The sequence below is a fragment of the Pseudomonas sivasensis genome, from assembly GCF_013778505.1.
Classification (GTDB): domain Bacteria; phylum Pseudomonadota; class Gammaproteobacteria; order Pseudomonadales; family Pseudomonadaceae; genus Aquipseudomonas; species Aquipseudomonas sivasensis.
Map to the genome: position 1 here is coordinate 566457 of NZ_JAAOWU010000002.1, position 21385 is coordinate 587841.

The window sequence follows — 21385 nt, forward strand, 5'->3', positions numbered from 1 at the left end:
CCTAGGATGCTGGCATTCGCCAAGGAAAATATTCATGTACACACCTCGCGCCTTTGCCCTCGACGACTTACCCGAACTGCATCAATTGATCCAGCACACCCGCCTGGCGCAACTGGTGACCTTTGGCGAGCAAGGCCTGCAAGCCAGCCACTTGCCGCTGCTGCTCAACCCCGATGAAGGCCCCAACGGCACGCTTTACGGGCACTTGGCCAAGGCCAATCCGCAGTGGCGCGATTTACAGAATGGCAACGACGCCCTGCTGATTTTTGCCGGCGCCGACGCGTATATCAGCCCAGCGTTTTACCCGGCCAAGGCCGAGCACGGCAAAGTGGTGCCGACCTGGAATTACATCGCCGTGCATGCCTACGGCAAGGCCGAGGTGTTTACCGATGCCGAGCGCCTGCTGGCGCTGGTCAGCGCCCTCACCGACCGCCACGAAGGTAACCGTGCGCAACCATGGAAAGTCAGCGACGCCCCCGCTGATTACATCGACGGCATGCTCAAGGCCATCGTCGGCTTTGCATTGCCCATCGATCGCCTGATCGGCAAACGCAAACTCAGCCAGAACCGCAGCGCGGCGGACATCGCCGGCGTGCGCGACGGCCTCGCCGCCAGCGCGGACGTGCGCGACCAGACCCTCGCACGTTTTATTCCCCAAGGAGTTTCAGAATGAGCCAGATCGACATCCGCCAGGTCACCGCAGCCGACCACGCCGCCTGGTTGCCGCTGTGGCAGGCGTACTTGACGTTCTACAACACCGAACTGCCGGACGCCGTCAGCCAAAGCACCTGGCAGCGCCTGATCGACGCCAGCGAGCCGACCCATTCGGCACTGGCCTGGCAGGACGGCAAGGCGGTGGGCATGGTCAACTTCATCTATCACCGATCTAATTGGAGCATCGAGAACTCCTGCTATTTGCAGGATTTGCTGGTGGACCCTGCCCAACGCGGCACCGGTGTCGGCCGTAAACTGATCGAGTTCGTCTACGCCACTGCCAAGGCCGACGGCTGCTGCAAGGTGCACTGGCTGACCCACGAGACCAACGCCACCGCGATCCAACTCTACGAGCGCATCGCCGAACGCCCTGGCTTCATTCAATTTCGTAAAGGTCTTTAAGGAGCGCAGCATGTCTACTTCCCTCGCCGACTGGAAAGGCGTCCCGGCGCCCACCGCTCAACTGCTCGAAGGGCGCTTTATCCACCTGGAAAAACTCGACCCGGCGCGCCACGCCGATCAACTGTGGCAAGCCCTCGAAGGCCCCGGCGCCGACCCCAAGCTGTGGGATTACTTGCCGTACGGCCCGTTTACCGAGCGCGCCGCGTTCGATGCGTGGCTGAACAACCACGCGGCCAATACCGACCCGTACTTCTTCAGCATCGTCGACCGTGCGACCGGCCAGGTGCAGGGCATCCTCAGCCTGATGTCCATCGTCCCGGCCCAAGGCCGCATAGAAATCGGGCATGTCACCTTCGGCGCGCCGATGCAGCGCTCACCCAAAAGCACCGAAGCGGTGTACCTCTTGGCCAAATACGCGTTCGAGCAGGGCTACCGCCGCCTGGAATGGAAGTGCAACAACGGCAACGCCCGCTCCAAATATGCGGCTGAGCGGTTGGGGTTCAGTTTTGAGGGGGTGTTCCGCCAGCATATGGTGGTCAAGGGGCAGAACCGGGATACGGCGTGGTATTCGATTTTGGATTCGGAATGGCCGACGGTGGGCGCGGGGTTTGAGGCGTGGTTGTCGGAGTCCAACCAAACCGCCTCGGGTCAGGTAAAAAGCCTGGCGCAGTGCCGCCAGGCTTAAGCCTTAGTTCAGCTTCTGGGCCAGCACCGCAATGTGCTCCGGCCCGATCCCGCAGCAACCGCCCAGGTGGCTGGCACCGCGTTTCTGCCAGTCCGCGGCCCAATGCAGGTAGCCCGGCGGATCGAGGTCCTCGCGCAACGGATCCAGGCCATCGTTGGCCGTGGCTTCCTTGGGTTGCGGCGGGAAGGCATTGGCGTAGGCGCCGATCTGGATCGACACGCCCAGACGCTCGAAGGTTTGACGCGCCGCGTCGATGGCCGCGCCAATCACTTCCGGCTGGCTGCAATTGAACAACAACACTTGCACACCCAACTGCGCCGCCACTTCGGCCGCGTCTGCCACCGGCTCGCCGGAGCGCAGGCGCGGGACGTCGTCAGTGTCTTCATCTTTCAAGGTAAACGACAGCCAGAACGGCTTGCCATCCTGAGGCAGGCCCGCATGAATCGCCCGCGCCTCGACGATTGAACTCTGGGTTTCCGCCAGCCACAAGTCGACGTGGGGCGCGAGCCCCTGCACCAGTGGGGTGAGCAACTCAGACACGCGCTGTGCTTCAAACAAGTCCGGACGATAGGAGCCAAACAGCGGCGGCAGCGAACCGGCCACCCGCACGTTTTTGCCCGACGCCGTTACCGCACGACGCGCCAATTCGCCGGCCAACGCCGCCAAGGCCTGGCCTTCGGCAGCAAACCGCGCTTCACCGATATGAAACGGCACCACCGCGTAGCTGTTGCTGGTGATCACGTTGGCACCGCTGTCGATATAGGCCGCATGCACAGCCTCCACCGCCTGCGGCGCTTCGCTCAGCGCCAATGCCGACCACTCCGGCTGGCGAAACGGCGCGCCACGGCGCTGCAGTTCACGGCCCATGCCGCCATCGAGAATTACTGTTTCTGCGCCCATATGCTTTTTACTCATAAGCTTATGAAAATAACTCACTATGAGAGTCGTTCTTATAACTATTTAATACGTTCAATTCGCTTCATACCAACTCTTTTTTCTAAAGGTGTCCTTCGTGAAACTTAAACCCCTGCTGGCCCTGGGCCTGATGACACTGGCTGCCTCCACCCAGGCGTTTGGCGGTACGACCCTGGACCGGATCGAACAGAAAAAAGAGCTGGTGGGCGTGCTGATGGAAAGCTATCCGCCGTTCTCATTTCTCAATGACCAGAACCAGTTGGATGGTTTTGACGTCGATGTGGCCAAGGCCGTGGCGCAAAAATTGGGTGTGAAGCTGCGTTTGGAAACGCCATCGTGGGACGTGATCGCCGCTGGCCGCTGGAGCGGGCGCTACGATATTTGCATCTGCTCGATGACCCCGAGCAAGGCCCGCGCCGAAGTGTTCGACTTCCCGGTGGAGTACTACGCCTCGCCAGCCGTGATCGTGGTCAATGCCAAGGACGACCGCATTCACGCCGCCAAGGATTTGAGCGGCAAGAAAGTCGGCCTCACCAGTGCCTCCAGCTATGAAAGCTACCTGAACAAGAACCTGGTGATCGAAGGCGCCGAAGACACACAACTGCAGTACCCGTTCGAAGAGGTGCAGATCGCGCCGTACGACACTGACAACGTCGCCTTCCAGGACCTCGGTCTCGGCGCCGGCGTGCGCCTGGACGCGATCCTTACCAACCTGGTGACCGCACAGCCTCGCCTGACCCAGGACAAACGCTTCAAGCTTGCTGGCGAACCGCTGTACTCGGAGCCCAACTCGGTAGCTATCGAAAAAGGCGACGCCGCGTGGGACAGCAAAGTGCGTGAGGTGTTTGCCCAGCTCAAGCAGGACGGCACCTTGAGCAAGCTGTCGCAAAAATGGATCGGCGCTGATATCAGCCGATGAGTTTTCGCACGCGGCTTTACCTGACCTGGGCGGCGCTGTTCGCCCTGTTTGCGAGCTTCTTCCTGAGCTTTGACCTGAAGTTCTCGATCATTCTCGACAAGCTGCCCAACCTGGTCGGCCTGCACCTGGCGCCCAATGGTTTCCTGCAGGGCGCGGCGTTAACGCTGTTCCTGTGCCTGTGTTCGATTCTGGTGTCGTCGGCGCTGGGCTTCGTCACGGCACTGGGGCGCCTGTCCAGCAGCGCGGTGGCGTTTGGCATCGCCACCTTCTACGCCTCGTTCTTCCGTGGCACGCCGTTGCTGATCCAGATCCTGCTGATCTATCTGGGCATGCCGCAACTGGGCCTGGTGCCCGGCGCGATCACGGCTGGGATCATTGCTCTGTCGCTGAACTATGGCGCGTACCTGAGCGAAATCTTCCGCGCTGGCATCCTTGGCGTGCCCCACGGCCAACGCGAAGCCGCCCTCGCGCTGGGCATGCGCGATAACGCGATCTTCTGGCACGTCACCCTGCCCCAAGCCATGCGCACCATTGTTCCGCCCGCGACTAACCAATTCATCTCGATGCTCAAGGACTCGTCCCTGATCTCGGTGATGGGCGTGTGGGAAGTGATGTTCCTCGCGCAATCCTACGGCCGCTCAAGCTATCGCTACATCGAGATGCTCACCACCGCCGCAATCATCTACTGGGTGATGTCCCTCGCCCTGGAATTGATCCAGGCGCGGATGGAACGTCACTTTGGCAAGGGCTATGTTCGGCGCGGGTGAAGTCAATAGAGCGGGCGTCGCACCCGCCCCCCCCTCCGCAAACCGCGCGCCTTATCGCACAAGACCTGGGAAGTCTCCTGCAATCCAGCGGCACTGCGCCTGACATTTATCCCGCCTGAGCATCGCTAAATTCCCCGCCTCAAATATCAAGAGGTGGGCCTAAATGCCGTTCATACACAAACAACTCGCACTGGCGATCATGCTGTCGCTGGGTGTCGCGAGTACTCAAGACGCGCAGGCACGGGGCGATATGGAGCCGGACAGCGAATGGCTTGATTGGATTGTCATGCCCGATGAAAGCCGACAGTTCGAACCGGCCGTCCCAGGGCCAGATGACTTCTACTTCGCGGATCGGGCGACGAGTCGCAACGGCCTGAACGTCGCCCGCGTGCTCGACGCTGCCGTGGATGAACTGTACGCGTCGGACGAAATCAGCGAACAGGCCAAGGACGAGCTGGACGATTACGGCCAGTACCTGTCCAGCCTTGCACCCGGCCAGGTCGGGGCCGCGCTTGAGCAACTGGCCGGCAGCCAAAACGCCAATCTGGGCACCGCCACGCAAAACGCCCTGAAGCAGTTGAACGCCAGCCTGCTCTCGGCAGTACGTCAGTTAGATATGGACACCCGCGAGACAGGCCGAGTTTGGCTGCAGGGCCTGGACAGCGGCGGCAGGCTCGACGCCCAACACGGCAGCGCCGGCTTGAGCCAAAGCACCCAAGGCGTGCTGCTCGGCGCCGACTGGTCAATCGACCACGCGTGGCGAATCGGTGTGGTGGGCGGCAAGTCCGGCAGCGACTTGAGCACCAAGGGTTTCAAGGGTGAAGTGGACAGCTGGCACCTCGGCACCTACGCCGCACGTCAGGACGGGCCGCTCTCGATGCGCCTCGGTGCGCTTTACAGCAGCCATCGCGGGCAGAACAAACGCTCGGTCGATCTAGGCTTGCTCGACTATCGTGAGCAGCTCAGCGGCAAATACAAGGCCCACAGCCAGAACGCTTTTGCCGAGTTGGGCTATCAGTTGGACGCTGCCGGCTGGCGTGCCGAACCCTATGCCGCCGTCGGCTTCCAGCGCTACCAGCGTGATCGTTTCGAGGAAAAAGGCGGCTACGGCGCGCTGAACGTTGGCGCACAAACCCAGCAAAACCTCAGCAATACCTTCGGCGTGCGTGTCTCCCAAGACTTCGCGCTGGGCAACCGCATGACCCTCAAACCGCACCTGAGCAGCAGTTGGAAACACCTGTATGGCAATGTCGACAGCCGCGTGCGCCAGTCCTTCGTCCATGAAAAACGCGAGGACTTCAACAGTGAGTTCACCATCGGCGGCACGTCTCTTGACCGCAACAGCCTCGCGCTGCGCACCGGCCTGGACCTGACGCTGTCGGCCCAACACAGCGTCGGCCTGGCCTACACCGCGGAATTTGGCAGCAACAGCCGCAACCAGGGTCTGACGGGCCAGTGGGCGATGGCGTTTTAAAGGCGAAAAAAAAGGGGGCACATGCCCCCCGAGGATTAAACGTTAGTGTCGAAGGCTGTATCAGCCTTCGACTTCAATCAAGATTTCGCCAGGGTTCACCCGGTCGCCCTTGGCCACATGGACAGCGGTCACCTTGCCGGCAATCGGTGCCTGCACTTCGGTTTCCATCTTCATGGCTTCGGTAATCAACACTGCCTGACCGGCCTTGACCACGTCGCCTTCCTTGACCAGCACGTCAACGATATTGCCCGGCATTGCAGTGCTGACATGGCCCGGCTCGCTGGCCTGCTTGCGCTTGCTGCTGCCGCCGCCGACAAATTCGTTGAGCGGCTCGAACACCACTTCTTCCGGCATGCCGTCGATGGACAGGTAGAAATGACGCTTACCTTCGGCTTTCACGCCGACACCGGTGATGTCCACGCGGTAGCTTTCGCCGTGTACGTCGATGACGAACTCGGTCGGCACACCTTCGCCACCGGCACGGGCTACGCCGCCGGCTTCAGGGATGGGTAACAACACTTCCGGGGCCAAGGTGCCGGCGTCGCGTTCTTCGAGGAACTTGCGGCCGATGTCCGGGAACATGGCGTAGGTCAGCACGTCTTCTTCGGATTTGGCCAATGCGCCGATTTCTCCGCGCAACTTGGTCATCTCTGGCTTAAGCAGGTCGGCTGGGCGCACGTCGATCACTTCTTCGCTGCCGATGGCCTGGCGACGCAACTTCTCGTTCACAGTGCCCGGCGCTTTGCCGTAGCCGCCTTGCAGGTAGAGCTTCACCTCATTGGTGATGGTCTTGTAGCGCTCACCGGCCAGCACGTTGAAGAACGCTTGAGTGCCGACGATCTGAGACGTTGGCGTGACCAGCGGCGGGAAGCCGAGGTCTTCACGCACACGCGGGATTTCGGCCAGTACTTCGCTCATGCGGTTGAGGGCGCCCTGCTCTTTCAACTGGTTGGCCAGGTTGGAGATCATCCCGCCCGGTACCTGGTTGACTTGCACACGGGTGTCGACGGCGGTGAATTCGCTTTCGAACTGGTGGTACTTCTTGCGCACGGCGTAGAAGTACAGACCGATCTCTTGCAGCAGTTCCAAGTCGAGGCCGGTATCGAATTCGCTGCCTTTAAGGGCGGCGACCATCGACTCGGTACCCGGGTGGCTGGTGCCCCAGGCGAAGCTGGAGATGGCCGTGTCGATATGGTCTGCACCGTTTTCGATGGCCTTGAGTTGGCACATCGCGGCCAAGCCGGCGGTGTCATGGGAGTGGATGAAGATCGGCAGGTTCTGCTCGGCCTTCAGCGCCTTGACCAGCTCGCCGGTGGCGTATGGGGTCAGCAGGCCGGCCATGTCCTTGATCGCGATCGAATCGCAACCCATGGATTCCAGTTGCTTGGCCTGCGCCACGAACGCGTCGATGGTGTGCACCGGGCTCGTGGTGTAAGCGATGGTGCCTTGAGCATGTTTGCCGGCGGCTTTTACGGCTTCGATGGCCACGCGCAGGTTACGCACATCGTTCATCGCATCGAAGATACGGAACACATCGATGCCATTCACTGCTGCCTTGGCGACGAAGGCTTTCACCACATCGTCGCTGTAATGGCGGTAGCCCAGCAGGTTCTGACCACGCAGCAACATTTGCAGGCGGGTGTTAGGCAACGCGGCGCGCAGTTTGCGCAGGCGCTCCCACGGGTCTTCTTTCAGAAAGCGTACGCAGGCGTCGAAGGTCGCGCCGCCCCAGACTTCCAGGGACCAGTAGCCGACTTTGTCGAGCTTGTCGCAGATCGGCAGCATGTCGTCGGTACGCATGCGGGTCGCCAGCAACGATTGGTGGGCGTCGCGCAGGATGGTGTCAGTAACGAAGATTTTCTTGCTCATTATTATGTTCCTCACAGGCCTGCGTGGGCGGCGATGGCGGCGGCGATGGCCAGGGCCAGCTCTTCGGGTTTGCGCTTGATCGAGTAGTTGGTCAGCTCAGGGTGGCTTTCCACAAAACTGGTGTTGAACTGGCCGCTACGGAATTCCGGGTTACGCAGGATTTCCTGGTAGTAGGCGGCGGTGGTCTTCACGCCTTGCAGGCGCATGTCGTCCAGGGCACGCAGGCCGCGGTCCATGGCTTCTTCCCAGGTCAACGCCCACACCACCAGTTTCAGGCACATGGAGTCGTAGAACGGTGGGATGGTGTAGCCGGTATAGATAGCCGTGTCAGTGCGCACGCCGGGACCGCCGGGCGCGTAGTAACGGGTGATCTTGCCGAAGCTCGGGAGGAAGTTGTTTTTCGGGTCTTCGGCGTTGATGCGGAACTGCAACGCGAAGCCACGGTGCTGGATGTCTTCCTGTTTCACCGACAGAGGCAGGCCGGAGGCGATGCGGATCTGCTCACGAACGATGTCGATCCCGGTGATTTCTTCGGTGATGGTGTGTTCCACCTGAACCCGGGTGTTCATTTCCATGAAGTACACCTCGCCCTCGGCGAGTAGGAACTCCACGGTACCGGCGTTCTCGTAGCCCACGGCCTTGGCCGCGCGCACCGACAGGTCGCCGATGTAGGCGCGCTGTTCAGGGGTCAGCTGTGGGCTTGGGGCGATCTCGATCAGCTTCTGGTTGCGACGCTGGATCGAGCAATCGCGCTCGAACAGGTGCACCACGTTGCCGAAGCTGTCACCGAGGATCTGCGCCTCAATGTGCTTGGGATTGACGATGCATTTTTCCAGGAACACTTCCGCCGAACCAAAGGCCTTGGTGGCTTCGGAGATGACGCGGGGGAAGGCTTGTTCAAGTTCTTCGCGACTGTTGCAACGACGAATCCCGCGACCGCCACCACCCGAGGTGGCCTTGAGCATCACCGGGTAACCAATGCGGTCGCCTTCGGTGAGGGCTTCGGCGATGTCGGCGACGTTGCCTTCGGTGCCTGGCGTGACCGGCACGCCGGCTTTGATCATGCTGCGGCGCGCTTCGGTCTTGTCGCCCATGCGGCGGATCACTTCAGCGGACGGGCCGATGAACTTGATCCCACGCTCAGCACAGATGTCTGCCAACTCGGCATTTTCCGACAGGAAGCCATAGCCAGGATGCAGCGCATCACAACCGGTTTCCACGGCCAGGTTCACCAGCTTGCGCGGGTTCAGATAACCGGCCAAAGGCTCGGCACCAATGCTGTGAGCTTCGTCGGCACGTTTAACGTGCAACGCGTGGCGGTCGGCGTCGGAATAGACCGCGACCGAGCGAATGCCCATCTCGGCGCAAGCACGCACGATTCGTACGGCAATTTCACCACGGTTGGCGATCAGGATCTTTTTTATCACTTGGAAATTCCCTTGAGCCGATTGCTGCGTTCTTCGACCCCTGGAGCTGAGTCGGCGCGTGACTAAATGTTTCATGACAGTCGCGAGACACACACTAAGCCCCAGCAGGGATTAACAAAAATCAATAATTATTGGGTTGTGTATAAGTAAAGACTTATAGTCACCGCATTACGGCCGGGATGGGTATTTGAATTATGCGTAAGTCATTGATGCGTATGACATTGCGTCAATTGCAGATTTTCAATGAGGTGTGCGATTTACGCTCTTACAGCCGTGCAGCCGAGGAAATGTCTCTGACACAACCGGCCGTCAGCCTGCAAATTCGTCAGCTGGAGGAGCTGATCGGCCAGCCGCTCTTCGATTACGTCGGTAAAAAACTCTACATGACCGAGGCCGCCGAGGCGCTGCAACGGGCCAGTCGTGACATCTTCGGGCGCCTGGAAAACCTCGATATGCAGCTGTCGGACATGCAAGGTTCATTGCAAGGTCAGCTAAAGCTCGCGATTGAATCCAGTGCCAAGTATTTCGTGCCGCACCTGTTTGCCGCGTTCAAGCGCCAGCATCCGGAAGTACAACTGCACCTGACAGTGGTCAACCGCGCCCAGGTGATCCGGCGTCTTTCCGACAACCGCGACGACCTCGTGATTATGTCCATGGTGCCCCAAGACATGGGGTTGGAATTCCTGCCGTTTCTCAACAATCCGATTGTTGCCGTCGCTCCACCCGATCATCCATTGAGTCTGCAGGGGCCACTGCGTCTGCAAGACCTGGAGCCTTACACACTATTGGTGCGCGAACCGGGCTCCGGCACGCGGCTGGCCTGCGAGGAGTATTTCAAGGAGAAGCGCGTGCACTTCACCCAGACGGTGGAAGTGGCTTCGGCCGAGGCGCAGCGTGAATGCGTGTGCGCAGGCTTGGGCGTGGCTTTGCTGACGCGCCATGCGGTGAATATGGAACTGGCCACCGGCGGGCTCAAGGAGCTGCCGGTGGAAGAGCTGCCGCTGTACCGCAGTTGGTGCCTGGTGCAGGCCAAGGCCAAGCGCCTGTCACCGGTGGCACATGCGTTCCTGGGCTTTATTCGCAGCGAGCGTGTGCAAATCAGCGCGCTGGCTGAACGCTTCGCTGGGCAGCCGCGGGTGCCTGCCAGTGGAGTTCTGGGTAGTCACTGATGCTCTGGAGCAGTTGGCGCTCCTGGCAACGGTCTTCAATTGCGCGACGGAACGCCATGCGACGCTGGTCTTCCTGCTGACGACGGGTCTTTACGGTGCTGTTGCTGTCTTCGTAGGGACGGGCCATTTGGTGTCTCCCAAAGCGAGTACGGGGAGTACAGGATGGGTCGTAGCGATGACGGTTTAACGGCGCGGGGGTTACAGGACGATGAATCTTCCGAATAGGTAAACAATCCAAATGTGGGAGGGGGCTTGCTCCCGATTACAGTACATCAGCCGATTTCTCTTTGACTGACCCACTGCTATCGGGAGCAAGCCCCTTCCCACATTTTGAGCGTGTATGGCCCTGGATCAGTCGTCGAGGGCTTTGACGGACTTGGGCGACAACCGCAGGCTACGCAAGCTGCGCTTCACACTCTTGAGGTGGTTGACCAGGCTCGGTCCGCGCGCCATGGCCACGCCCATCGCCAACACATCGATTACCACCAGATGGGCGATGCGTGACGTCAGAGGCGTGTAGATCTCGGTGTCTTCATGCACGTCGATCGCCAGGTTGACTGTGGACAGTTCGGCCAACGGCGTCTGGCTCGGGCACAGAGTAATCAACGACGCGCCGCTTTCACGCACCAGATTGGCGGTGATCAGCAGGTCCTTGGAGCGGCCCGACTGGGAAATACAGATCGCCACATCCGTCGGCTTCAAAGTCACCGCCGACATCGCCTGCATATGCGGGTCGCTGTACGCCGCTGCTGTCAGCAGCAGGCGGAAGAATTTGTGCTGGGCATCTGCCGCCACCGCGCCGGACGCACCGAAGCCGTAGAACTCCACACGCTGGGCCTGGGACATGGCAGTCACGGCCTTTTGCAGCTCCACCGGGTCGAGTTTCTCGCGCACTTCCATGAGGGTGTGCAAGGTAGTGTCAAAGATCTTGAGGCTGTAATCGGCGACGGAGTCGTCTTCATGGATTGCAAACTGACCAAAACTGGCACCAGCGGCCAGGCTTTGGGCCAATTTGAGTTTCAGGTCCTGGAACCCGGAGCAACCGATGGCGCGGCAGAAGCGCACGATGGTCGGCTCGCTGATGCCAACGCTGTGGGCCAAGTCGGCCATGGAACTGTGCATCACAGCCGCAGGGTCAAGCAGCACGTGATCGGCAACCTTGAGTTCCGATTTGCGTAACAGGTGGCGCGACTGGGCGATATGTTGCAACAGGTTCAAAGGACGGACTCTTGTTATTGGCAGGGCCAGGGGATGTAGCAAGCTTGTAGTTATACTACAAGAATTGTCGTTTTGCCCGTCCGACGCATCACTTAATTGCCCTGCCACCCTCATATTCAAAGGCTAGGAGCTTTGTAGCCACTCCGGCGCCCTTGGCGTCGCTAAGGATAATCTGCATTTTTCCGTAACAATTCTGCCAACCCGTCAGCCTGCATCGGCCGGCTGATCAAATACCCCTGCACTTCGTCGCAACGCTCCGCCCGCAGGAAATCCAGCTGCTGCTGATCTTCCACGCCTTCGGCCACGACCTTGAGCGCCAAGCCGTGGGCCATGGCGATAATCGCTCGGGTGATGGCCGCATCCTCGCGCCCCTGTCCGAGCCCACGGATAAAGGTCTGGTCGATTTTCACGTAGTCCACAGGGATGCGCTTGAGGTAGCTGAGGGACGAGTAACCCGTGCCAAAGTCATCGATGGCAAGCTTCACCCCCAGGTCACGCAGTTGCTGGAAAGTGGCGATGATGTGTTCAACGCTGTCGAGCAGTTGGCTCTCAGTCAGTTCCAGCTCCAGGTATTGCGGGTCCAGGCCGGTTTCTTCCAATACTTGGCGCACCAGGCTGACCAGCTTGCCCTGGCGCAATTGGTGAACCGAGAGATTCACCGACACCCGAATCGAAGCCAACCCCTGGCGCTGCCATTCACAGGCTTGCCAGCAAGCCTCGCGCAACACGAATTCGCCCAGCGGCACGATAAGGCCCGTTTCTTCGGCCAGGCCGATAAAGTCGCAGGGCGGCACCATGCCCCATTGTGGATGCTCCCAACGCACCAACGCTTCAGCAGCATTGAGCCTACCGGTGGCCAGGCACAGTTTCGGCTGGTAGAACACCGAAAGCTGGCGCTCCTCGATGGCTTTACGCAGATGGTTTTCCAACTGCAGGCGCTCAAGGGTGCTGCCTTGCAGGCTGTCGGTGTAGAACTGGAAGTTGTTGCCGCCCAGGTGCTTGGCGTGTTGCATGGCCATATTCGATTGGTTGACCAGCTCGGAAATTTCACGCGCATTGTCCGGCAGCAAACTCACGCCCATCGAAGCGCTAACCACCAGCTCATGCCCCTCCACCGTCACCGGCACTCGCAGCTTGGCCAGCAGCCGCGTGGCCACCCGCGCCAGGCTCGACAGGCTACCGTAGGCGTCGAACAAGACAGCGAACTCATCGCCGGACAGGCGCGCAATGGTGTCGGCTTCGGGCAAGGCGTTGATCAACCGGCGGGCCATCTTTTGCAGCAACTGATCGGCCACCTCATGGCCCAAGCTGTCATTGAGCAGCTTGAAGCGGTCCAGGTTGATATGCAGCAACGCCAGACTGCGCCCGCCCTGGCGCACGCGCTGGTGGGCTTCGCGCAGCCGTTCGCGGAACAGCGAGCGGTTGGCCAGTCCGGTCAATTCATCGTAGTGAGTGAGGTAGCGCATGCGCTCCTCGGACTCGCGCCGCGCCGACAGATCAGCGAAGAAGCCCACGATGTGACTGACTTTTCCACGAACATCGCGCACAACATTTAATTGCAGCCACTGCGGGTAAAGCTCGCCGTTCTTGCGTGTTTCCACCAGTTCGCCCTGCCAGGTGCCGTGACTGAGCAAAGCTTGGCGGATCACCGGGAAGTGACGGCGGGCATCGCGGCTGCTGGGTAGCTCCACCACGTTGCGACCAAGCATGTCATCGATGTCAAAGCCGGTGACGCGACTGAAGGCCTGGTTGACTGCGATCAGCGCGTAATCCGGGTCGAGGATCACGATGCCTTCGCTGGCGGCTTCGAACACCGTCGAGGCCAGCCGCTGTTGTTCTTCGAGCGCCTTGCCGGCACTGATGTCGCGCCGCGTACCGAGCATTCGAATCACTCGCCCGCTCGCAGCGCGCTCCACCGCGCGGCCACGGTCTTCGATCCATACCCAGTGACCATCGCCATGGCGCACGCGGTATTCCACCTGGTAATCCTCGGTGCGCCCCTTGAGGTGCTCCACCAACGCGCGTTTGAGCAACGGTAAGTCATCCGGGTGCAAACGCGGTTTGAGGTGGCCGAGCATGGCCGTGACGTACTCCGGCTCCAGGCCGAATAGCTCTTTGAGCTGGGTGTGATGGACTTCGTCGGTTTGCAGGTTCCAGTCCCACAAGCCCAGTTCGCTGGCTTGCAACGCCATGGCCAGACGCGCTTCACTTTTATTCAGGGCCAGGCTGGCGACGTCCAACTCCTGACTACGTTGCGCCACACGGTCCTGCAGGCCGATCTGGGCTTCGCGCAGCTCTTGTTCGACCTGACGGCGCTGCTCGACTTCACGCACCAAATCCTGATTCAACTGTTCGCTGCGCTGCTGCGCCTGCTGGAGATGCTCGATCAGCGCCTGGTTCTGGAAACGCCGCAGGAGTTCACGCTGGATCAGGCGGTTGACCTGCCAGGCCACCAGGTTCAGCGACACCAGCAGGATCAGGCCGAGCACACCCCAACCTTGTTGCTGCGGGCTACCATCCCATAACAGGTAGACAATAGACGGCACCAGGCACGGCACAGCGAAGGATAGAAACGCCGGCAGGCTCACGGCGTAGGCCACGCTGGCCGATAATGTCGCCGCGCCGATCAGGCCGAACACCCAGGCTTGCTGCATGAAGCTGTTAACCGGCGCCAGGGCGATGGCCGCAGTGGCCAGCGTCAGGCCACTGACCGCCGAACCGAGCATGAACATGCGCCGCCACACCGGCTGCGCCTGTCGGCTGGGCATCGCCGAATCAAACGCCGCTACCTGGATCACGCGCATGGCCACCAGGGCGAGGAGCCACACCAGCCAGATGCTGTCGAGCAGGTATTGTTTGGGGTTCCACAGCAGCCAGGCGCATACCAGGCCGTTCACCAACATTAATAGGGTCGGCAGCAGCGAACCTTGATACAACAGGCGAGTGCGCTCGACCGCCATCTCAGTGGCGTAGTGTTTATGGATAACCTGCGCAGGCGCCATCGAGGGGCCAGGCAGGTCGGTGCTGAGGGTCATAGGCAGTGTTCTTATAATGGTGAGCCCGAAACGTGGACGGAGCATACACAAGCAAACGCTTGGGCCAAACTGCTCCACGTCATAAAAACTGCGTGGTTACACGCCGCAAAGCTCGGTGCCAGACGGCTTCAGCGAGACCCGGCGCGGGCTGTGGGCATTGACCGACCGGTCATCACCCTGAGCAGAATATTGAGCCGGCCCGGATCACGTTGAATATTTTCCATCGACCACCCGGCATTGGGATTTGCCCGACTCCCCCCAGCACCCTAGAATGCGCCGATGCGCGATGATCTCTCTCTTTTGCTGAACTCCCTCAACGATGCCCAACGCCAGGCCGTAGCGGCCCCCGTTGGCCGTCAGTTGGTCCTGGCCGGTGCTGGCTCCGGTAAAACCCGAGTGCTGGTGCACCGTATCGCCTGGTTGATCCAGGTCGAAAACGCGTCTCCGCACTCCATCCTGTCGGTGACGTTCACCAACAAGGCCGCTGCCGAGATGCGCCATCGCATCGAACAGTTGATGGGCATCAGCCCGGCCGGCATGTGGGTCGGCACCTTCCACGGCCTTGCGCACCGCCTGTTGCGGGCCCATTGGCAGGAAGCTGGCCTCGCCCAGACCTTCCAGATCCTTGACAGCGACGACCAGCAACGCCTGGTCAAGCGCGTGATCCGCGAACTCGGCCTCGACGAACAGCGTTGGCCCGTGCGCCAGGCGCAGTGGTTTATCAACGGCCAGAAAGACGAAGGCCTGCGCCCGCAACATATTCAAGCCAGCGGCGATCTTTTCCTGGCCACCATGCGCAGCATTTATGAAGCCTATGAGGCTGCTTGCGCACGTGCCGGCGTGATCGACTTCTCCGAACTGCTGCTGCGCGCCCTCGACCTGTGGCGCGACAACCCCGGCTTGCTGGCCCATTACCAGAAACGCTTCCGCCACATTCTGGTGGATGAGTTCCAGGACACCAACGCCGTGCAGTACGCCTGGTTGCGCCTGCTGGCCAAGGGCGGCGACAGCCTGATGGTAGTGGGTGACGACGACCAGTCCATCTACGGCTGGCGTGGCGCGAAAATCGAGAACATCTACCAGTATTCCGAAGACTTCCCGGACGCGGTCACCATCCGTCTGGAGCAGAACTACCGTTCTACCGCTGGCATCCTCAAGGCCGCCAACGCCTTGATCGCCAACAATACCGGACGCCTGGGCAAAGAGCTGTGGACCGACGGCGGCGAAGGCGAAGCGATCAACCTGTACGCAGCCTTCAACGAGCACGATGAAGCGCGCTATGTGGTGGAAACCATTGAAAGCGCCCTGAAAACCGGCCTGGCACGTAGCGATATCGCGATTCTGTACCGCTCCAACGCCCAATCGCGGGTATTGGAAGAAGCCTTGCTGCGCGAACGCATCCCGTACCGCATCTATGGCGGTCAGCGCTTCTTCGAGCGTGCGGAAATCAAGAACGCCATGGCCTACCTGCGCTTGCTGGAAGGTCGCGGCAATGATGCGGCGCTGGAGCGGGTGATCAATATCCCGGCCCGCGGTATCGGCGAAAAAACCGTCGAAGCAATCCGCGACCACGCGCGCCACGCCGACGTGTCGATGTGGGAAGCCATGCGCTTGCTGATCGCCAACAAAGGCCTGACCGGGCGGGCAGCAGGTGCGCTGGGCGTGTTTGTAGAGCTGATCGAGAATCTGGCCGCCAAGTGCCTGGAAATGCCCCTGCACTTGATGACCCAGACCGTGATCGAGCAGTCCGGACTGATCGCCTATCACGAAGCGGAAAAAGGCGAAAAAGGCCAGGCCCGAGTAGAAAACCTTGAGGAACTGGTCAGCGCCGCCCGCGCGTTCGAAAACACCGAGGAAGACGAAGAGCTGACCCCACTCGCCGCATTCCTCGGACACGCCTCGCTGGAAGCCGGTGATACCCAGGCCGATGAGCATGAAGACAGCATCCAGCTGATGACCTTGCACAGCGCCAAGGGCCTGGAATTCCCGTACGTGTTCCTGGTGGGCATGGAAGAAGGCCTGTTCCCCCACAAGATGAGTCTGGAAGAGCCCGGCCGTCTTGAAGAAGAACGTCGCCTGGCCTACGTGGGTATCACTCGGGCGATGCAGAACCTGGTCATGACTTACGCCGAGACCCGACGCCTGTACGGCAGCGAGACCTACAACAAGGTGTCGCGCTTCGTACGTGAAGTACCGAAGGGCCTGATTCAGGAAGTTCGCCTGTCCAACAGCGTCAGCCGCCCGTTCGGTGGCGGCCAACAGCAGAACTCCAGCAGTATGTTTGCCGGTTCCGAGATTCCGGAAACTCCGTTCAGCTTGGGCCAGCAGGTCAGGCATGCGGTCTTCGGTGAGGGCGTGATCCTCAATTTCGAAGGCGCTGGCGCCCAGGCACGAGTGCAGGTGAACTTCGCCGAAGGCAGCAAATGGCTGATGATGGGTTACGCGAAGCTCGAAGCAGTCTGAAACATTTACCTACATGAAGCTTATTGGCCCGCCCTTGTATTCAACGAGCGCGGGCCAATATCAGTAATCAGTCCTACAGATCCTTCGGAATCGGTCTTACGCAAAAGCCCGAAACATTATGCCGCTAGCCACTGCCACTACACCTGTGCAACATGGCGCGCGTGCAATCCACAAATGGGAATTCCCTTTATGAAACGTTTTCTTAGCATCGCCATGGCGTTGTGCATCGGCCTGACGATGAGCCTCGACGCCAACGCCAAACGCTTCGGTGGCGGCAAAAGCTCGGGTGCGGCACCGACTCACCAGACCAGCCAAATGGCTCCATCCGCCGGTGCAGGCGGTGCTGCCGCTTCCGCAGGCGCAGCCGGTGCTGCTGGCGCCGCAGCCAAGGCTGGCGGTGCTTCACGCTGGCTTGGCCCTCTGGCCGGTATAGCGGCCGGTGGCCTGCTCGCCTCCATGTTCATGGGCGGCGGCTTCGAGGGCATGCAGATCTTCGACATCCTGATAATGGCCGTCATCGCCTTCCTGGTCTTCCGCTTTATCGCCGCCCGTCGCCGCAAGCAGCAGGAGCACCTGGCTCCAGCCGGCGCGCCAATGCAGCGTGAAGTGTTCGAGCAGAAACCAGCCATGGGCTCGATCTTTGGTGGTTCGGCAGCGCCTGCTGCGGCCCGTCCGGTGATCAACGCACCGGCCTGGTTCAATGAAGAGCGCTTCGTCGAAGCGGCCCGCAGCCACTTCCAGTCCCTGCAGCAACACTGGGACGCCAACGAAATGGACAAGATCGCCGAGTTCGTGACCCCGCAACTGCTGGAGTTCCTCAAACGCGAACGTGCCGAGATCGGCGACGCGTTCCAGTCGACCTACATTGACGACCTGCGCGTTCAGTTGGACGGTGTGGATGATCGCGCCGACAAGACCATCGCTACCCTGACCTTCAGCGGTGTGTCGAAGACCTCGCGTTTCGACCAGGGCGAAGTGTTCAGCGAAAGCTGGAACATGGAACGCCCTCAAGGCGAGAACCAGCCATGGCTGGTCGCCGGTATTCGCCAAAACGGCTGATACCCACGCGCTTGAGCACGCCGTAACGAAAAACCCCGGACATGTCTCATGTCCGGGGTTTTCTATTTCACGGTTGCACTTATAGCGAGCTACTGTATAAAACGCCCCTATAAACCGCGCCATCTAGCAAGAGGATCCCGGCCGTGGAAGAAATCATCGAACAATTGCGTGAAGCCAACGAACCGGTCCCGGTTCCTCTGGAACTGCCTGACGAAGATCAACTGGTGGAAATCGAAGAACAACTGTTCATCGACATCCCGTTTGTCTTCCGTGAATTCCTGCTGACCGTCAGCGATGTGGTGTACGGCAGCCTGGAACCGGTGACCGTCACCGACCCGCAATCCCACACGTACCTGCCGGATGTGGCAGCCAACGCCTGGGATGCCGGCGTTGACCGCAGCATGATCCCGATCTGCCAGGACGGCGACGACTACTACTGCGTTGAAGAAGACGGCACCGTGGTGCTGTGGTCCGGCGAAGAAGAACTCGTCACCGAAGAAACGTGGGAATCGGTGTGGCACTGGGCGCGGGATGTTTGGCTGGAAAGCTGAGTCCTGTCACCCGTGGCGGACCGGTTTTTGTGGCGAGCAAGCTCGCTCGCCACAAGCGAATGCACCGCAGCACCTTAGTGCTCCGACGTGTCCTTGTGATTGTCCAGAGTCTCCAGCAAGGCCACCTGCATCCGCGTATGCACGCGAATGAACCAGCGCCACAGAACGGCCGCTACCGCCGCCGCGACTACTGCAATCAGCACCAGCAACTTGTTGGTCGGCAAAATGCTGGCCGACAAGGCTGCCAATAGCAGAAAGATCACCAGCAACGACAGAATCGGGATCAGCTCCGAGATTACCCTTCGCACGCGCTGGGTATGTCGCCCGGCCATTTCCGGCTTCACGCTCATTTCCGCCAGCAGCATCGACAGCGCCTTGAGCTTGCGGTAAGCCGCTATCAAGAACGGCAGCGACAACAACAACGCCCCTCCCCAGATCAACGCCTTCTGCCAGCTCGGATCACTGATCCAACCCTCCAGATACCCACCAATGCGCACCGCAAAAAAGCTGCCAGCGAAGAAGATCGCGATCACCAGCGCGAGGTTCACCCCTACTTGCAGGATGATCTTGCGGATCATCGACGCTAGCATCGCGCCCTCGCCCTGAGGCTGAATGCTGCGCAACCACTCGCCGTACATCCCGAAGACCCGACTCATGCGCTTGGGCATCACTGCCGCAATCTTCAGCGACAGGGGATCAGCACCGCGAATCAGGTAGGGGGTGAGCAGTGTAGTGATCGCCGAAACCGCCACCGCCACCGGATACAGGAAGTCGCTGGTTACCTGCAAGGTCATGCCCAGCGCGGCGATAATGAAGGAAAACTCGCCAATCTGTGACAGCCCCATGCCCACGCGCAGTGAGGTGCGGCCGTCATTACCGGCGATAAATGCGCCCAGGCCGCAGGACAGCATCTTGCCCAGCACCACGGCCACGGTGATTACCGCGATTGGCCAGGCATATTGCAGCAGGATCTGCGGGTCAATCATCAAGCCAATCGCCACAAAAAAGATGGCGCTGAACATGTCGCGAACCGGCTCGATCAGGCGTTCTATCTTAATCAACTGCTTGGACTCGGCCATGATCGCGCCGATCAGGAAAGCCCCCAGCACCATGCTGTATTCCAGCTTGACCACCAGCAGGCAAAAGCCGAAGCACAGGCCCAATACGGTGATCAGCAGCATCTCATTGCTTTCGAACTTAGCTACGTAAGCCAGCAGACGCGGCACCAGCAAGATGCCAATCACCAAGGCGACGATCATGAACAGCGAGAGCTTGCCGACGGTGGAGAACACCTCGCCGGAGCTCACGGTGCCGCTGACGGCGATGCTCGACAGCAAGGCGATGATGCCGATGCCAAGGATGTCTTCAACGATCAACACGCCGAAAATCAGCTGGGCAAAACGCTGGTTCTTCATTTTCAGGTCATTGAGGGCCTTGACGATGATGGTGGTCGAGGAAATCGCCAGGATCGCGCCGAGGAAGAGTGAGTCCATGGTGTTCCAGTCGAACCAGCGGCCGATTTCGTAGCCGATCCAGATCATCAGGATGATTTCCAGGAAGGCTGCGATAAACGCCGTCGCGCCCACCTTGAACAACTTGCGCAGGCTGAACTCCAGGCCCAGGCAGAACATCAGGAAGATCACCCCTAGCTCGGCGAGGGTCTTGATGGTGTCTTCGTCGTGGATCAGACCGAACGGCGGCGTGTGGGGGCCGATGATGAAGCCGGCGACGATGTAACCCAGCACCACCGGCTGCTTGAGGCGGTGAAACAGGATGGTGACCACCCCTGCCACCAGCATGATCACGGCCAAGTCCTGGATAAAGCTGATGGCGTGCATGGCGAGGGGCTCCTTGAGGGTACTGGCGCTTTTCCCACTTCCGCCCACGCACATGAAAATGCGCAAAGTGCGGAAGGAAAAGTCTGCCTTGATCGTAAGAAATGCCCTGACATGGGCTTTTGAAGGTTAACACCGCGACTTCCAGCAGAAAGCCGGTGCAATATATGGAAACAGATCGGTGCAGGCGTGACGGCAAGCCGCCCACCGGCGTCCCGTAAGGGATGGCGCTGCAAAGATTCCAGCACCCGCAGAGGTGCACCCCAACCAATGCCTACAACCCGTGAGTGTGTTATGGAACCCGGAAACGCCCAGCTGTCGATGACGGTATTGATGACCCCTGACATGGCCAACTTCTCAGGCAATGTCCACGGCGGCACCCTGCTCAAGTACCTCGACGAAGTGGCCTACGCCTGTGCGAGCCGTTATGCCGGTCGCTATGTGGTGACGTTGTCGGTGGATCAGGTGATTTTTCGCGAACCGATCCATGTCGGCGAATTGGTGACGTTCCTTGCATCGGTCAACTACACCGGCAATACGTCGATGGAAGTGGGCATCAAGGTGGTGACCGAGAACATCCGCGAGCGCTCGGTGCGTCATACCAACAGCTGCTTCTTCACCATGGTGGCCGTGGACGACCAGCGTAAACCCGCTGCCGTACCACCGCTGCAACCCCATAACAGTGAAGACAAGCGCCGGTTCGTGCAGGCCCAGCAACGCCGGCAGATTCGCCAGGAGCTGGAGAAGCGCTACCAGGAAATCAAGGCAGACGCGCTGTAAGTCCCAAGCCGCAAACCCGATCAAAAATGTGGGGGGGCTTGCCCCCGATTGCAGTGGGTCAGCCATTACTTAGGTAGCTGATACACCGCCATCGGGAGCAAGC

Annotated in this window: 18 protein-coding genes; 11 read left to right on the forward strand and 7 right to left on the reverse strand. The window is 60.2% G+C overall.

Annotated features, from left to right (window positions below):
- Positions 1-34 precede the first annotated feature (34 nt).
- From G9Q84_RS06175 to G9Q84_RS06185, 3 genes are read left to right on the forward strand one after another with little or no spacing between them, the layout of a single operon-like run.
- Positions 35-673, forward strand: a complete 639-nt coding sequence (locus tag G9Q84_RS06175; protein WP_122754173.1) for an FMN-binding negative transcriptional regulator — start codon at positions 35-37, stop codon at positions 671-673.
- Positions 670-1116, forward strand: coding sequence for a GNAT family N-acetyltransferase (locus tag G9Q84_RS06180; RefSeq protein ID WP_032884475.1), 447 nt, complete (start codon positions 670-672; stop codon positions 1114-1116). Before G9Q84_RS06175 ends, G9Q84_RS06180 begins: the two co-directional genes overlap by 4 nt.
- Positions 1117-1126: 10 nt before the next feature.
- Complete coding sequence (locus tag G9Q84_RS06185; protein WP_032884476.1) at positions 1127-1801, forward strand: GNAT family N-acetyltransferase; 675 nt, start codon at positions 1127-1129, stop codon at positions 1799-1801.
- Positions 1802-1804: 3 nt separating this feature from the next.
- Here G9Q84_RS06185 and G9Q84_RS06190 read toward each other — a convergent pair whose 3' ends face one another.
- On the reverse strand, positions 1805-2701 hold the full coding sequence (locus tag G9Q84_RS06190; protein ID WP_095185240.1) for a homocysteine S-methyltransferase family protein: 897 nt from the start codon (positions 2699-2701) through the stop codon (positions 1805-1807).
- 112 nt (positions 2702-2813) lie between these two features.
- Between G9Q84_RS06190 and G9Q84_RS06195 the strand changes: the two genes are divergently transcribed.
- The 3 genes from G9Q84_RS06195 (at position 2814) to G9Q84_RS06205 (ending at position 5876) form a co-directional block, all read left to right on the forward strand.
- Entirely contained in the window at positions 2814-3635 is an 822-nt protein-coding gene (locus G9Q84_RS06195; protein WP_032884478.1) for an ABC transporter substrate-binding protein, read from the forward strand.
- Positions 3632-4402: an amino acid ABC transporter permease gene (locus tag G9Q84_RS06200; RefSeq protein ID WP_032884479.1), complete on the forward strand. Its 771-nt coding sequence runs from the start codon at positions 3632-3634 to the stop codon at positions 4400-4402. The genes G9Q84_RS06195 and G9Q84_RS06200 overlap by 4 nt, the downstream gene beginning before the upstream one ends.
- Positions 4403-4565: 163 nt before the next feature.
- The gene (locus tag G9Q84_RS06205; RefSeq protein WP_181643037.1) at positions 4566-5876 is read left to right on the forward strand and encodes an autotransporter outer membrane beta-barrel domain-containing protein; all 1311 of its coding nucleotides are present in this window, start codon (positions 4566-4568) and stop codon (positions 5874-5876) included.
- Between the two features lie 60 nt (positions 5877-5936).
- On the opposite strand, the gene oadA is transcribed toward G9Q84_RS06205, so the two are convergent.
- Entirely contained in the window at positions 5937-7745 is a 1809-nt protein-coding gene (gene oadA, locus G9Q84_RS06210) for a sodium-extruding oxaloacetate decarboxylase subunit alpha (RefSeq protein ID WP_181643038.1), read from the reverse strand.
- A gap of 11 nt (positions 7746-7756) precedes the next feature.
- Positions 7757-9172 carry an acetyl-CoA carboxylase biotin carboxylase subunit gene (locus G9Q84_RS06215; protein ID WP_003213442.1) on the reverse strand — a complete coding sequence of 472 codons (1416 nt, stop codon included), beginning with the start codon at positions 9170-9172 and terminating at the stop codon, positions 7757-7759.
- 194 nt (positions 9173-9366) lie between these two features.
- Here G9Q84_RS06215 and G9Q84_RS06220 point away from each other — a divergent pair, with 194 nt between their 5' ends.
- Positions 9367-10341, forward strand: coding sequence for a LysR family transcriptional regulator (locus tag G9Q84_RS06220; protein ID WP_032884482.1), 975 nt, complete (start codon positions 9367-9369; stop codon positions 10339-10341).
- On the opposite strand, the gene G9Q84_RS29150 is transcribed toward G9Q84_RS06220, so the two are convergent.
- From G9Q84_RS29150 to G9Q84_RS06230, 3 genes are all read right to left on the reverse strand, one after another.
- Positions 10271-10468, reverse strand: a complete 198-nt coding sequence (locus G9Q84_RS29150; RefSeq protein ID WP_081797576.1) for a PA3496 family putative envelope integrity protein — start codon at positions 10466-10468, stop codon at positions 10271-10273. The genes G9Q84_RS06220 and G9Q84_RS29150 overlap by 71 nt on opposite strands.
- A gap of 224 nt (positions 10469-10692) precedes the next feature.
- Positions 10693-11559 (reverse strand): transcriptional regulator HexR, encoded by an 867-nt coding sequence (gene hexR, locus G9Q84_RS06225; RefSeq protein ID WP_003177007.1) that lies wholly within the window; start codon positions 11557-11559, stop codon positions 10693-10695.
- A 161-nt stretch (positions 11560-11720) separates the two neighbouring features.
- Positions 11721-14594 carry an EAL domain-containing protein gene (locus tag G9Q84_RS06230; protein ID WP_032884483.1) on the reverse strand — a complete coding sequence of 958 codons (2874 nt, stop codon included), beginning with the start codon at positions 14592-14594 and terminating at the stop codon, positions 11721-11723.
- 279 nt (positions 14595-14873) lie between these two features.
- On the opposite strand from G9Q84_RS06230, the gene uvrD reads away from it, so the two are divergent.
- The 3 genes from uvrD to G9Q84_RS06245 all read left to right on the forward strand — a co-directional run bounded on the left by uvrD (position 14874) and on the right by G9Q84_RS06245 (position 18667).
- Positions 14874-17057, forward strand: a complete 2184-nt coding sequence (gene uvrD / locus G9Q84_RS06235) for a DNA helicase II (protein WP_095185244.1) — start codon at positions 14874-14876, stop codon at positions 17055-17057.
- Between the two features lie 189 nt (positions 17058-17246).
- Positions 17247-18116, forward strand: a complete 870-nt coding sequence (locus G9Q84_RS06240; RefSeq protein ID WP_032884485.1) for a Tim44 domain-containing protein — start codon at positions 17247-17249, stop codon at positions 18114-18116.
- Between the two features lie 143 nt (positions 18117-18259).
- A complete protein-coding gene (locus G9Q84_RS06245) occupies positions 18260-18667 on the forward strand; it encodes an SMI1/KNR4 family protein (protein WP_017739032.1) in 408 nt (135 codons plus the stop codon).
- A 74-nt stretch (positions 18668-18741) separates the two neighbouring features.
- On the opposite strand, the gene G9Q84_RS06250 is transcribed toward G9Q84_RS06245, so the two are convergent.
- A complete protein-coding gene (locus tag G9Q84_RS06250; protein WP_032884486.1) occupies positions 18742-20505 on the reverse strand; it encodes a cation:proton antiporter in 1764 nt (587 codons plus the stop codon).
- A 291-nt stretch (positions 20506-20796) separates the two neighbouring features.
- Here G9Q84_RS06250 and G9Q84_RS06255 point away from each other — a divergent pair, with 291 nt between their 5' ends.
- Positions 20797-21282, forward strand: coding sequence for an acyl-CoA thioesterase (locus G9Q84_RS06255; RefSeq protein ID WP_003177014.1), 486 nt, complete (start codon positions 20797-20799; stop codon positions 21280-21282).
- The last annotated feature ends 103 nt before the right edge of the window (positions 21283-21385 follow it).